We start from the raw sequence: 12823 nt of genomic DNA on the forward strand, positions 1-12823 counted from the left end.
GGCTGCACACCTACAATCACCACCGCGGACACACCGCGCTCAAGGGCCAACCACCCGCCAGCCGCGTCCCCAACCTCACGGGTCAGTACACCTAGACCGCCCGGAGGATGCCCGCCGGGCCCGGGTCGGCCAGCGCGCGGGCGAGGGCGGCCCGGCCCGCGGGGCCCCAGCTCGGTTTGCCGCCCGGCTCGCCGAGGTCCCCGGCCCGGCCGATGCCGATGAGGGCGAGTGCCCGCAGCACGGCCCATCCGCGGGCGCGGCGGACGGTCGCCGCGTCCAGTCCGCCGGCCATCGCGTCGGCGAGCACACCGGTACGGGCGTACGCCGTGAAGAACCGCTCGGACGCCCCCGAAGGCAGCAGCACCCACGCGGAGGCGAGGTCCACCGCGGGGTCGCCCGCGCAGAGGTCGCCGAAGTCGATGACCCCGGTGAGCGTGCCGTCCGCCGTGACGACGTTCGCCGGGTGCAGGTCCGCGTGCACCCAGCGCGGCGGCCCGGCCCAGCCGGGTGCCGCCAGCGCCTCGTCCCACACCCGGTTCACCTCGTCGGCGACCTCCGCGGGGGCCGCCGAGGTGACGTGGTCGCCGTACAGGTCCACCAGGGCGGAGAGCTGGACGGGCCGCATCGGGTTGAGCGGCGCGTCGGCGGGGGCGGGCAGGTGCAGGGCGCCCAGGAACTCCGCCAGGGTGTCGGCCGAGTGCGGGCCCCTCCCGTCGCTCACCGGGGCGAAGTCGGCGGGAGTGCCGGGCACCCAGCTCGCCACGGTCCAGGGCCTCGGGAAGGCGGTGGAGGGCGTACCGATCCGCAGCGGGACAGGGGTCGGCAGCGGGAGGCGCGGGGCCAGCTCGGGCAGCCGGCGGTACTCCTTGTGCAGCAGTTCGGTGGCGCGGCCGGTGAGCGGCAGCCGTACCGCCAACTCCTCGCCCAGCCGCCACAGTTGATTGTCCCAGCCGCCGTCGACCAGCCGCAGGCCGAGGCCCGAGAGGTCGGGATGCTGCTCCTTCAGCAGGGTGCGCACCAGCTCCTCGTCGATGAGGAGGTCCATCCGGTCGCTCTGTCCGCTCGCATCGCTCATGCGGGCCAACCTACCGAGCACGGCGGGCGGTTGCCCCGGCCGGGCCCGGGGGTGCGGTCCGCCGTGCCCCGGCCCGCAGGGGGCAGAATGCGCGGCATGCTGCATGTACGAGTGATCGCGCCCGCCGGACGTACGGACGAGGTGCTGCGGATCACGGCCGAGTCCCCCGCCACCGCCAACGTGCTGAAACTGGCCGGTGCCGCGCACGACCCACCCGGCGACCTCGTCGAGTTCGACGTGGCGCGGGAAGGCGCCAACGGCGTACTGGCGGCCCTGCGCGGACTCGGTCTGAAGGAGACCGGCGCGATCACCGTCGAACAGTTGGACCTCTCCATCTCCACGGCCTCCGAACAGGCGGAGGAAGCCGCTCCGGGCGATCCCGACGATGCGGTGATCTGGGACGAGCTGACCGCGCGCACCGCCGCCGAGACCCGGCTGACCTGGGCCTTCCTTGCGTTCCTGGCACTGGCGACGCAGATCGCGGCGATCGGTGCGCTGCTCGACCAGCCCATCCTGATAGTCGGTGCGATGGTGCTGGGGCCGGAGTTCGGCCCGGTGGCGGCGATCTGCTTCGGGGTGCTGGCCGGCCGGGCGGTCCTGATCGGCGCCGCCGTCCGCACCCTGGTCGTGGGCTTCACGGCGGCCGTGCTGATCACCATGGCGTGCGCGGCGGTGAGCCGGCTGCTGGGCTGGATCACCCCGGAGATGCTGGGTGACCGGCCGCTGACCAGCTTCATCATCCACCCGGACCGGTGGTCGTTCATCGTGGCGCTGCTGGCGGGCGTCGCGGGCATCCTGTCGATGACCGCGGGCAAGTCCTCGCCCCTGGTCGGAGTGTTCATCTCGGTGACCACGGTGCCCGCGGCGGGCAACCTGGCGGTCGCCGTCCCCCTCGGCCACTGGAACGAGGTGACCGCCTCCCTGATCCAGCTCGGCGTCAACCTCGCGGGAATGCTGGTCGCGGGCACCGCGACGCTCTTCCTGCAGCGCGCGCTGTGGGCCCGCTACGGCCTGCGCGTGTCGGTGGCCCGCCGGACGACCCCGTACTGAGCGGCGCCCGTACGGGGCAGGGGGCGTCGGCTCCGTACGGGGAACGCGGAAAGGCACTGCGGCGAAGAGGAGCCGCGGCGAAAAGGAGCTGCGTACGGCGCCGGAACGTGATCCAGTGGCGGCGTCGGAAGTCAGTGCGAAAGCCGGGGGATCCCATGAGCAGTCGGCCCTTGCTCTTTCTCGACGTGGACGGACCGCTCAACCCGTACGCGGCGAAGCAGACCAGACGGCCGGAGGGTTACGTCACCCTGCGCGTGCCGCGGGAGGCGGAGCCCGGGGTGCGGCTGACGCGGGAGAAGCCGCTGCGCGTGTGGCTCGACCCGGCGCACGGACCCGCGCTGCTCGCCCTCGACTACGACCTGTGCTGGGCCACCACCTGGATGGACCTGGCGAACACCTGGATCGGCCCCGTCCTCGGCCTGCCGGAACTGCCGTACGTCGACTTCGGCGACGCCCGGCTCGTCGAACGCCCCGACGGGATCCACTGGAAGACCGACCCGCTCGTCGCTCACGCCGCGGGTCGCCCCTTCGCCTGGGTCGACGACGAACTGAGCAGCCGCGACGACCACCGCGTCGCCACCACCCACGACGCCCCCGCGCTGCTCCATCACGTCAACCCGCGCATCGGCCTGCTGCCCGCCGACTTCGCGGCCCTCGCGGAGTTCGCGGCGGGTGCGGGTGCGGGTGCGGGCGCCGGTGCTGGTGCAAGTGCCGGTGCGGTCGCCGCTGCTACGGAGTCGGCTGCTGTTCCCCCGGCACCTTCGGCACGAAGCAGGCAGTGATCGCCTTCCCGTGCTGCTGGTCGTGCGTCTCCCAGCTGTCGGCGAGCGCGTCGACGATGGCGATGCCGCGCCCCGACGTCGCCCCGGTGGAACGCGGCCTGCGCACCGGCCGCCCGCCGTGCCCTGCCTCGTCGTGCACCGAGACGTGCACGCACCTGCTGTCCCAGGTCAGCACCAGCTGGGCATCGCTCCGCGCGTGCAGGTGCGCGTTGGTGAGCAGCTCGGACACCGCGAGGACGATCGCGTCCACGGTGTCCGGACTGCTCTCGTACCAGGGCAACTGCGCCAGGTGCTCCTCCGTCCACCTTCTGCCCTCCCGCACACCCCCGGACATCGGGAACGTCCTCGCCCAGCCGACCGCCCGCATCGACATCGTGTCCTGCCCCTTTCCGCCACCGCATCGACTCGCCCTGTACGCCACTTCGCGGTACGTGTACCCGCGAACGCCCGCGCGAAGAGGGCGGGGGCGGGGAGAAAGCGGAAGGGAACGGAGGGGAGGGGCGCCGGGAGCGGGCGGGCCGGTGGCCGGGGGTGCCGGTGGCCGGGCGGTCAGGCCGCGCCCGCGTCCCGGCCCGGCTCCCGTACGACGCGAAGCCCGCGCCCCGCGTGGTTGATCCGCCCGCCGGGGCCGCCGGTGTCCACGGCCGTCCAGTACGGGTGCTCGTTCACCGCCATGGTCAGCTCGCGGATCCGCTCCCAGAGCTCCTCGACCTGGTCCACCTGTTCCTCGGTGAAGACGGGTGTGGCCTCGGGGCCCCAGGGCGGGGCGGTGGCGAGCGTGTGGAAGTCGGCCTGTGCCTCGTGAAGCTGCTGCTGGAGGGCCAGGAGGTCGTCGGGGAAGGGGGAGGCGTAGGAAGACATACCAGAAGCGTACGTCTGTTCGATTTACGAATGCCAGCCGACCGCCGACCCCGACGGACACGATTCCGCGTCGCCCGGGGAGCGTGGCCGGTCAGGCGCGGCGGCCCCACGCGGAGACCATCGGTGCGGTGGCCAGGTCCAGCCGCCCGGAGGCCACGTTCGCCAGATGGCGGTCGATCTCCTCGTCGGTGGCGAGCCCCTCCGCCACCAGGAGCCCGCGGATCTGCCGTACGGTCGCGGCCTCCAGGACGGCGCACGCGGGCGAGGTGATCGGGAAGTACGCGTCCGCCCGTACGTCCTTCAGGCCCGCCTCGCGCAGCAGCCGGGGCAGGGTGCGCCCGTAGGCGAGGTCCGCGCCGCGCCCCGCCATCAGGGTGCGGAAGCCGGACCGCAGCCGGTTGGCGAGCCGCTGCTCGGGGCCCGACTCGTCCGGGCACAGCAGCGGCTGCAGCCCGGGGTCCGCGTCCTCCAGGAGCAGGTGCCCGCCGGGCCGCAGCGCCCGGACCATCCGGCGCAGCGCCTCCGCGCGGTCGGTGACGTGCACCAGGACCAGCCGGGCGTGCACGAGGTCGAAGTTCCCGGGCGGCGGCGGGTCGGCGGCCACGTCGTGGCGCACCACCTCGATCTGCCCGCCGGCGATGTCCGCGGTCCAGGACACGTCGATGTCGGTGGCGACCACCGCTCCCGTTGGGCCGACCCGCTCGGCCAGCCCGAGCGGCACCGAGGGGCCGCCGGCCCCGACCTCCCAGCAGCGCATCCCGGCGGTGATCCCGAGCCCGTCCACGTGCCGGAAGGTCACCGGGTCGAACAGTTCGCCCAGGGCGTCGAAGCGGGTCCCCGCCTGCGACTGCCGGTTGTCCAGCAGATATCCGCGGTCCTTGCTCGGCTCGGCCATGAGGGGATTCTGGCAGGAGCCGTCCGCCGGGGCCCTCCGCCGGGGCCCGCCGCGGGCCGTCGTTCCGCAGGCCCGTCACCGCCCCGCGCGGCGGCTACTTCGACCGTTCCGGTTCCACCGGCAGCCACAGCTCGGCGTCCGCCCGCGTGCCGTCCGCGGACAGCCGGGTGCGCAGGATCTCCGGGCCCGGCCGGCTGCGGTACGGGTTGGAGGGGAACCACTGGGTGAAGGCGTCCCGCCACAGTTCCTGGACGGCCTCCGGGGCCGGGCCCGAGGTGGCGAAGACCGCCCAGGTGCCCGCCGGGACCGCCAGGGCGACCGTGCCCTCGGGTGCGGGGGCCGAGGTGACCACCCCCTGGTAGTAGTCCAGCTCCGTGCCCTCGGCGCGGCTCGGGTCCAGGTCGTCGCAGACCGAGAGGATGCCGTCCGGCTCCTGGTCCGCCAGCTTCTCCAGCGCGGCCAGGGCGGGTTTGTCGAGGCCGCGCACGAAGTCGATGATCGACCGGTTCGGACCCGAGTGCACCAGCGGCACCCGGGCCCGGAAGCCGACGACGGTGAAGTCCGGCCTGTCCGCGATGCGGTAGCGCATGCTGCTGTTCCCCTCGATGGTGAGCCGGAAGGACATCCGGGGCTGCGAGTCGAGGCCGGCGCGGGTGCGCCGCGCCTCGCCCGGACCGACCCCGTGCATGGCGCGGAACGCCCGCGCGAACGCCTCGCCCGAGCCGTAGCCGTACCGGACCGCGATCTCCAGCAGGGTGTCCGGGCCGGCGAGCACCTCCGCGCCCGCGAGAGTGAGCCGTCGGCGCCGTACGTACTCCGACAGCGGCATCCCCGACAGCGCGGAGAACATCCGCCGCAGGTGGTACTCCGAAGTGGCCGCGATCCGCGCCGTCTCGGCGATGTCCACGGTTCCTTCGAGGTGCTGCTCGATGTACTCCATGGCCTGGTTGAGCTTGTCCAGCACGTCCCGCTTCCTTCCTCGTCGCGCCCACCACGCTAGGCGGCGGTGCCGGCGCCGCACCCGACATCCTGTGCCCGATCGGGTCGGGTGTGCCCGCCGTGCCGCCGGGGGTCCGGGGCGCGGGCGTGGGTTCAGCGGCCGTCGCCCAGGCCCAGCAGCAGGCTCCGCAGCGCACCGGCGAACTGTTCCAGCTCCGCCGGGGGGAGTGCGGCCAGCAGCCGCCGCTCGGTGCTCAGGTGGTCCGGCAGCGCGGACTCGATCAGTTCCAGCCCGGCCCCGGTCAGGGCCACCTGGACCACCCGCCCGTCGGTGGGGCTCGGGGTGCGGGTCACCAGGCCGCGCTCCTGGAGGCGGTCCAGCCGCTGGGTCACCGCACCGGAGGTGACCATCGCCGAACGCATCAGCTCGGCGGGGGTGAGGGGGTTGCCGGGCCCGTTGCGGCGCAGGGTCGCCAGCACGTCGAAGGAGGCCGAGTCGAGACCGTGCGCGGCGAAGGTGCGCTTCATCTCCGGCTCCATGAGCAGGATCAGCCGCTTGAGCCGTCCGATCACCGCCATCGGTGAAACGTCCAGGTCGGGGCGCTGCTCCGCCCACTGGGCGAGTACGTGGTCCACATGGTCGGCGGCGTCGCCGGCGCCCGTGGCGGGGGCCGTGCCCTGCTGCCGCCGCGCTGCTTCCTTCTTCGTCATGGGAAACACCCTAGTGGTTCTCTTAGTGGTGAGATATGTTGTCTTAGTGCTAAGAAATCGAAGCGTCCTCGTGCTCCTCACCGCCCTCGCCCCTGCCGTCTGGGGCTCCACCTACCTCGTCACCACCGAACTCCTGCCCGCCGACCGGCCGTTGCTCGCCGGCGTCCTGCGCGCGCTCCCGGCGGGGCTGCTCCTCGTCCTGCTCACCAGGCGGCTGCCGAAGGGGAGCTGGTGGTGGAAGTCGCTGGTGCTCGGCGCGCTCAACATCGGCATCTTCTTCGCCCTCCTCTTCGTCGCCGCCTACCGCCTCCCCGGCGGAGTCGCCGCCACCGTCGGCTCCGTACAGCCCCTGCTGGTGGCGGGCCTCTCGGCGGGGCTGCTCGGCCAGCGGCTCAGCCTGCGCACCGTACTGGCGGCCGTGACCGGCATCGCCGGAGTCGCCCTCCTCGTACTGCGGGCGGACGCCCGGCTGGACGCGCTGGGAGTGGCCGCGGCGCTCGGCGGCGCGATCGTCATGGCGACCGGCGTCGTCCTCAGCAAGCGCTGGGTCTCCCCTGCGCCGCTGCTCGCCACCACCGGGTGGCAACTGGTCGCGGGCGGTGTGCTGCTGGTGCCCGTGGCACTCCTCGTGGAGGGCCCGCCGCCGTCCTCGCTGACCGGCGAGAACCTGATCGGGTACGGATATCTGACGCTGATCGGCGCCGCCGTCGCCTACGCGCTCTGGTTCCGCGGCATCAAGGCCCTCTCGCCGACCGAGGTCACCTTCCTCGGCCTGCTCAGCCCGCTGGTCGCCACCCTGCTCGGCTGGCTGGTCCTCGGCCAGCAGCTCACCGGGCTCCAGCTGGTGGGCGCCCTGCTCGCCCTGGCGGCGGTGGCACTCGCCCAGCTCAGGCCGCGAACCGGCCGAGGAGTCGTGGCGACGGGCCCGGCGGCGGGCGCCCAGGCCCCGCCGGATGCGGCGGGCGCTGCTCAGCCGGATGCGGCGGGCGCTGCTCAGCCGGATGCGGCGGGCGCGGCGCGGACGGTGCGGTCCGACGCGGCGGCTCCGGCCAACTGAACCCACGTATCCGGCCAACTGAACCCACGTACCGCCGAACCCGCCGCCCCTGACCCACACCCTTGCCGCACCCCTCCCCACACACCCCGCCGTACATCTCCGTCCGTCACACAAAGGAACGAGAAGAACCATGCGCATCACCGTCCTCGGAGCAACCGGCGCCGCCGGAAGCCGCATCGTCAGCGAAGCCCTCGACCGGGGCCACGACGTCACCGCCGTCACCCGCGACGCGGCACGCTTCGCCGCCCTGGACCCGCGCGCCCGGCGCCGTACCGGAAACGCACTCGACCCCCGGAGCGTCGCGGAACTCGCCGCGGGACAGGACCTGCTGATCAGCGCCACCAGACCCGTACCAGGGCAGGAGTATCAACTGCCCGCCGCCGCGCGGGCGTTGTTCACCGGACTGTCCGGCACGGGCGTACGGCTGCTGCTGCTCGGCGGCGCGGGCAGCCTGCGCCTCCCCGGCAGTGCTGACCTCACCGTCGTCGACGGGCCGGACTTCCCGCCCTCCTGGCGTCCCATCGCCCTCGCCTGCAACGAGCAGCTGGACGTGTGCCGGAGTGCCGGCCCGGACGTCGACTGGGCGTACGTGAGCCCGGCCGCGATCTTCGAACCCGGCCCGCGCACCGGCTCGTACCGCCTGGGCACGGACGAACTGCTCGTCGACGCCGACGGCGACTCGGCCATCTCCATGGAGGACATGGCCATCGCCCTGCTCGACGAGGCTGAGCGCCCCAAGCACCACCGCACACGCTTCACGGTGGGTTACTGATGGCGCCCCTGCCGGGTCCGCGCGAGGAGCACCAGCTCCGGCAGATCGCGGAAACCGTGCGCATCGCGGACGGACGGGGAATCACGCTCTGGCTGCGCGGCGGCTGGGCGATGGACTTCCACCTCGGCGAAGTCACCCGCCCGCACGGGGACATCGACTGGTTCGCCCGGGTTCAGGACGCCCCGCTCCTCGCCGATGCGCTGCTGGGGCACGGCTACCGGCCGGTGCCGGGCCCGCCGCCCGACCTCCAGCTCGACTTCGAGAAGGAAGGGCTGGAGAGCAGCTTCACCCTGGTGGACCGGGACGCGCAGGGGCGGGTCGTCGTCGCGGGCGGCCCCTGGAAGGGCGAACCCTGGCCGGCCGGAATGCTCGACCCGGACGCGGGACCCGGGAGGCTCGGGGACGTCAGCTGTCCGATCGTGGCACCACGGGCCCAGATCGAGATCAAGCGGATGATGCCGGTCTGGGACCCGTCGAGGCCGCGCCGTCCGAAGGACGCGGCGGACATCGCGCGACTGGAGGCGGCGCTGCGGGCGGAGGGGGAGCGGGCGGAGGAGGAGCGGGGTTGATGTGGCCAGTGTGACTCGGGCGGGTGCGGAGAGAGGCTGGAAAGGGGGCGGTTGCGTCAACTCCGCGCACGGATGCGCCCCTTCGTGGCAGGGGCGACGGCTACCGTGGAGGCAGACTCGCCTGGAGGAGCCCATGAGCGTACGGCCGGAACGCCCCGAGGACGCCGATCGCGCCGACTTCGCAGACCGGGCCGACCTGGGGGAACGCGGCGAACCCTGGGGGGAGTACGGGGATTCCCGGCTGAGTACCGACCTGGCCGGGACCGACCTGGCAGGGACCGACCGTGCCGGAACTGTCGGCGCCGCGAGTACGGTCCGGGCGGGTGCGTGCCGGGCGGCCGCGCCTCCTTCCGTGCCCGAGCCCGCCGCCGCCGCCCGGCTGCTCGTCCGGATCCGGGCCGACCGGCGTGCCGCGCGGTGGGTTCCCGCCTTCGAGCGGGACTGGGACAAGGCCCTTGAGGACTCGCGGCACAGTTACACCTTCACTCCGTTCCACGAGGTCGTCCGCACCTGGCAGGCACGGCTCGACACCGCCCCGGCGGTCGACGCGTTCCTCGACTCCGGCGCGGACGAGTCGGACCACATCGCCCTGGAGGACGTGTTCGGCGGCTGAAAAGCCCCGGGCACGCGGCGGACGCGACGGCGAACCCGTGCCGCACCACACGCGGCGGAGAACCGGTGCTGCGCACCACAGGTGACGTACAGTCCGCTCGTGAACGCTTTCAGTGACCGTCCGTGCGAGGGGCGGGACCCCGTGGAATCCCTTGGTGCGCCCGAGGAAAGAGAGGAAGTGAAGACCCTCCGCCAGCGGCGCGAACACCCGCGCCGGACCCTCGCGACATTCGTCGCGGCACTGGCCGCCAGTACCCCGCTCCTCCTCGGCACCCCTGCCCAGGCGGCCCCGATCCCCCTGCCGGGACCGGCCGTTGGCTTCGACGTCGCGGACGCCCGTCCGGCGGACGCCCGCCCGGCGGACGGCGACCTCGGCGAGATCCCGGCCAACTCCCGCAAGAACTGCGGCGAGAAGCCGTGCCGTACGGCCTGGGAACTCCTCGACGACAATTGGTTCAAGAAGTAGTCGCGGTGCGAAGCGACCGTGACGGGAGGAGTGCACATGGCAACGACGATGTACGTCGCCGTCCTGCTGACCGAGGCGACATCCGAAGCGGAGGGTCATGATCCGCTCTATGCCGAGGACTTCGTTTTGTTGTCCGCGGACAACGAGGAGGAGGCCCGCGCCAAGGCACTCGCTCGCGGCAAGGCGCAGGAGACCAGTTACCGCAACGCGGACGGCGAGCTGATCACCTGGAGACTGCTGCACGTCGTCGACGTCAACGAGGTCCTCGACACCCCCCTCCACGACGGCGCCGACCTCTACACCCGCCACTTCAGGGACTACCGCTCGTACCGCGCCTTCGAACCCCTCCTGTCGGGCGAACCCCTCTGACACCGCCTCACACCCTTCGACGGATCTCTCTCCTGCGGGATCCCGGCCGCCGCCGGATCAGCGCGACTTGGGGAAGGCCGTCCGCAGTCCCGGCCCGTTGACGACGAAGGCCGCCGGGACCAGGGCGAGCGCGCACACGCCCTGCACCAGGACGAACCACGTCGGGAGAGTCCCGGGGATCACGTCGATGGCGACGATCGCGGCCGGCATGACGACGGTGAGGAGCCGAATCCGTACGAACGCCCAGCGCGCTCCGCGTGCGGCGACGACGGTCAGCCAGTACAGCACTGCCGCACTTGCCAGCACCCCTCCCGTGCGGCCCCACATGAACGCGGTGACGGTGTGGCCGGTGGCCCGTAGGAGCACGACCGCCACGAGTACGGCCGTGCCGAGCGCGGCGTAGGCCGCGACGAAGGTCTTTGCCTTGCTGAAGTTCCGTGTGGTTTCCATGCCTCGACGCTAGAAATCGCCGCGTGCGGCCGGTATCCGGCTGGACCCACGAGGGGGTGGGGCCAGACCCACTCCGCGGCCGATGTGTGCGCAGGCGGGCCCCGGTGCGGTGCAGAGTTGAACGAGCGAGCCGGATCGGTGGTTGAACGAGCGAGCCGGATCGGCGAAGGCCGCGGCGTCGGAACAACAGAGCACCGAGGCAGTGGAGCAACAGGGCAACAGGGGCGACCGGAGGAGGAGAGGGCCGTGCGGCGGTTGGGGCGGTGGGGTGCGGAGGTCTGCGTGGGGTTCGTGCGTTCCTGCGCGGTGGTGGTCGTCAGCATGGCGGTCCCGGCACTGTGGACCGGTGCGGTGGCGTGGGGGATCCGGTGGGGTGCGGGCAACCCGTGGTCGTGGCTGATGCCGGTGGTGCTGGTGTGCGTGGGGACGCTCGGCCTGTCGCGGCCCGTGTGCCGGATGTTCCGCTTCCTGGTCGCCCGGTGGACCGGCACCGTAGTCCCCGCCGGATACCGGCAGCCGGGACCCGTGACACAACTGTCCACCGGGTACTGGTGGAACGGCTTCGGCTACGAACGCACCAGCCGTGACGCGCTCATGGACCAGAAGTGGCGCGTCCGCAGGCACGACCCCGCCAACTGGCGCGATCTGCGCTTCACGGCCGTGGCCCCGTTCACCGCGGGCGCGGTCGCCGCGGTGCCGTTGGCCGGGATCGCGGCGGCGGTCCTCGGACTGGGGCAGGAAGGGCCGCTGCCACGAGCCGCCGGGGCGCTCGCACTGGTGGTGGCGGTGGCCAGCGCCCCGTACGCCTGGAAGGTGATCGGGCCGGTGGCCGTACGGTTTCTGCGTCCGTCGGCCGCGATGGTCCTGGCGGAGCGGGTGACCGAACTGACCGCCCAGCGCGCCGACACCACCGTCGCGCAGGCCGCGGAGATCCGCCGGATCGAACGAGATCTGCACGACGGCGCACAGGCACGCCTGGTCGCCCTCGGACTCTCGCTCGCCACGGCGGAGCGGCTGATGGCGTCCGACCCCGAGCGGGCGCGGGAGCTGATGCGCGAAGCGCGGGCCGGTGCCGCCGGATCACTGGCCGAACTCCGCGACCTGGTGCGGGGAATCAACCCGCCGGTCCTCAACGACCGGGGCCTGGTCGACGCGGTACGCGCCCTCGCCCTGGACAGCCCGCTCGAAACGACGGTCGACGCCGACAGCACGACGGACCACGCCCCCGGCCTCGACCCACCCATCGAGTCCGCCCTCTACTTCGGCACCGCCGAACTCCTCACCAACGCGGTGAAGCACGCGCATGCCACCCACGCTCGTATCTCCCTCACCAGGAGCCACGCCCGTATCACCGTCGAGGTCGAGGACAACGGCCGGGGCGGCGCCCTCGACGGCACCTCCACCGGCGCCCCGGCGAACCCCGCCGCCGGGTCCGGCGGCGGACTCGCCGGGCTGCGCCGCCGCCTCGCCGTCTTCGACGGCACCCTGGACATCAGCAGCCCGGTGGGCGGCCCGACCCGTGTGAGGATGACGGTGCCATGCGAATCCTCGTAGCCGAAGACCTCTACCTCCTGCGGGACGGGCTGGTCCGCCTCATCGAAGCCTGCGGACACCAGGTCGTCGCCACGGCGACCACCGGCCCGGAGACACTCGACGCACTTCTGCGGTGGCGGCCGGACGTCTCGCTCATCGACGTCCGGATGCCCCCGACCCAGTCCGACGAGGGCCTGCGGGCGGCCCTTGAGGCCCGCCGCGAAGTGCCGGGGCTGCCGGTCCTGATCCTCTCCCAGTACGTGGAGCAGTTGTACGCCCGCGAACTCCTGGCGGACGGCTCGGGCGGCATCGGCTACCTGCTGAAGGACAGCGTGTTCGACGCCGACCAGTTCCTCGACGCGCTGGAACGTGTCGCGGCGGGCGGCACCGCCATGGACCCCGCCGTCATCGCCAGACTGCTCGCCGGCGGCCCCTCCAAGCGCCGCCTCGGCGGCCTCACCGAACGCGAACACTCCGTGCTCGCCCTCATGGCCGAAGGCCTCTCCAACCAGGCCATCGGCCGCCGCCTCTTCCTCAGCGAGAGCGCCATCAGCAAGTACACCACCTCCCTGTTCGGCAAACTGGGCCTCACCGACGACGAGAACGGCAACCGCCGGGTCCTCGCCGTCCTCACCTACCTGAACAACCCCTGACCCCAACCACGGCGGAGCCGCCGGCCCGC

Annotated in this window: 17 protein-coding genes; 10 read left to right on the forward strand and 7 right to left on the reverse strand. The window is 72.9% G+C overall.

Translation table 11 applies throughout. The features are described 5' to 3' along the window. Positions 1-91: 91 nt before the first annotated feature. Positions 92-1075, reverse strand: coding sequence for an aminoglycoside phosphotransferase family protein (locus ACFYVL_RS20185; protein ID WP_389246596.1), 984 nt, complete (start codon positions 1073-1075; stop codon positions 92-94). 96 nt (positions 1076-1171) lie between these two features. On the opposite strand from ACFYVL_RS20185, the gene ACFYVL_RS20190 reads away from it, so the two are divergent. Both ACFYVL_RS20190 and ACFYVL_RS20195 read left to right on the forward strand, forming a co-directional pair. Next, positions 1172-2125, forward strand: coding sequence for a DUF389 domain-containing protein (locus tag ACFYVL_RS20190; protein WP_389246598.1), 954 nt, complete (start codon positions 1172-1174; stop codon positions 2123-2125). A 155-nt stretch (positions 2126-2280) separates the two neighbouring features. Then, positions 2281-2907, forward strand: a complete 627-nt coding sequence (locus ACFYVL_RS20195) for a hypothetical protein (protein WP_389246600.1) — start codon at positions 2281-2283, stop codon at positions 2905-2907. Here ACFYVL_RS20195 and ACFYVL_RS20200 read toward each other — a convergent pair. The 5 genes from ACFYVL_RS20200 to ACFYVL_RS20220 all read right to left on the reverse strand — a co-directional run bounded on the left by ACFYVL_RS20200 (position 2855) and on the right by ACFYVL_RS20220 (position 6313). After that, complete coding sequence (locus tag ACFYVL_RS20200) at positions 2855-3280, reverse strand: ATP-binding protein (RefSeq protein WP_389246602.1); 426 nt, start codon at positions 3278-3280, stop codon at positions 2855-2857. The two genes, ACFYVL_RS20195 and ACFYVL_RS20200, sit on opposite strands and share 53 nt — an antisense overlap. A gap of 176 nt (positions 3281-3456) precedes the next feature. Further along, entirely contained in the window at positions 3457-3768 is a 312-nt protein-coding gene (locus tag ACFYVL_RS20205; RefSeq protein ID WP_389246603.1) for a hypothetical protein, read from the reverse strand. A 91-nt stretch (positions 3769-3859) separates the two neighbouring features. Further along, entirely contained in the window at positions 3860-4663 is an 804-nt protein-coding gene (locus ACFYVL_RS20210; RefSeq protein ID WP_389246605.1) for a methyltransferase domain-containing protein, read from the reverse strand. Positions 4664-4757: 94 nt separating this feature from the next. Beyond that, the gene (locus tag ACFYVL_RS20215) at positions 4758-5627 is read right to left on the reverse strand and encodes a GyrI-like domain-containing protein (RefSeq protein WP_389246607.1); all 870 of its coding nucleotides are present in this window, start codon (positions 5625-5627) and stop codon (positions 4758-4760) included. A gap of 128 nt (positions 5628-5755) precedes the next feature. Next, positions 5756-6313, reverse strand: a complete 558-nt coding sequence (locus ACFYVL_RS20220; protein WP_389246609.1) for a MarR family winged helix-turn-helix transcriptional regulator — start codon at positions 6311-6313, stop codon at positions 5756-5758. A 46-nt stretch (positions 6314-6359) separates the two neighbouring features. Here ACFYVL_RS20220 and ACFYVL_RS20225 point away from each other — a divergent pair, with 46 nt between their 5' ends. The 6 genes from ACFYVL_RS20225 (at position 6360) to ACFYVL_RS20250 (ending at position 10158) form a co-directional block, all read left to right on the forward strand. Then, the gene (locus ACFYVL_RS20225; RefSeq protein WP_389246611.1) at positions 6360-7370 is read left to right on the forward strand and encodes an EamA family transporter; all 1011 of its coding nucleotides are present in this window, start codon (positions 6360-6362) and stop codon (positions 7368-7370) included. Between the two features lie 130 nt (positions 7371-7500). Beyond that, complete coding sequence (locus ACFYVL_RS20230) at positions 7501-8142, forward strand: NAD(P)-dependent oxidoreductase (protein WP_389246613.1); 642 nt, start codon at positions 7501-7503, stop codon at positions 8140-8142. Next, on the forward strand, positions 8142-8711 hold the full coding sequence (locus ACFYVL_RS20235) for a nucleotidyltransferase domain-containing protein (protein WP_389246615.1): 570 nt from the start codon (positions 8142-8144) through the stop codon (positions 8709-8711). Before ACFYVL_RS20230 ends, ACFYVL_RS20235 begins: the two co-directional genes overlap by 1 nt. Before the next feature lie 133 nt (positions 8712-8844). After that, complete coding sequence (locus tag ACFYVL_RS20240; RefSeq protein WP_389246617.1) at positions 8845-9324, forward strand: DUF6247 family protein; 480 nt, start codon at positions 8845-8847, stop codon at positions 9322-9324. Positions 9325-9501: 177 nt separating this feature from the next. Next, positions 9502-9789 carry a hypothetical protein gene (locus tag ACFYVL_RS20245; protein WP_389246619.1) on the forward strand — a complete coding sequence of 96 codons (288 nt, stop codon included), beginning with the start codon at positions 9502-9504 and terminating at the stop codon, positions 9787-9789. Positions 9790-9825: 36 nt separating this feature from the next. Continuing rightward, positions 9826-10158, forward strand: coding sequence for a DUF4288 domain-containing protein (locus ACFYVL_RS20250; RefSeq protein WP_389246621.1), 333 nt, complete (start codon positions 9826-9828; stop codon positions 10156-10158). Positions 10159-10215: 57 nt separating this feature from the next. Here ACFYVL_RS20250 and ACFYVL_RS20255 read toward each other — a convergent pair whose 3' ends face one another. Then, positions 10216-10608 (reverse strand): hypothetical protein, encoded by a 393-nt coding sequence (locus tag ACFYVL_RS20255; RefSeq protein WP_389246623.1) that lies wholly within the window; start codon positions 10606-10608, stop codon positions 10216-10218. Positions 10609-10854: 246 nt separating this feature from the next. On the opposite strand from ACFYVL_RS20255, the gene ACFYVL_RS20260 reads away from it, so the two are divergent. Both ACFYVL_RS20260 and ACFYVL_RS20265 read left to right on the forward strand, forming a co-directional pair. Then, positions 10855-12162 carry a sensor histidine kinase gene (locus ACFYVL_RS20260; protein ID WP_389246625.1) on the forward strand — a complete coding sequence of 436 codons (1308 nt, stop codon included), beginning with the start codon at positions 10855-10857 and terminating at the stop codon, positions 12160-12162. Beyond that, complete coding sequence (locus ACFYVL_RS20265; RefSeq protein ID WP_389246628.1) at positions 12147-12794, forward strand: LuxR C-terminal-related transcriptional regulator; 648 nt, start codon at positions 12147-12149, stop codon at positions 12792-12794. The genes ACFYVL_RS20260 and ACFYVL_RS20265 overlap by 16 nt, the downstream gene beginning before the upstream one ends. The last annotated feature ends 29 nt before the right edge of the window (positions 12795-12823 follow it).

Source organism: Streptomyces sp. NPDC004111 (assembly GCF_042874215.1).
Taxonomy (GTDB): Bacteria; Actinomycetota; Actinomycetes; order Streptomycetales; family Streptomycetaceae; genus Streptomyces.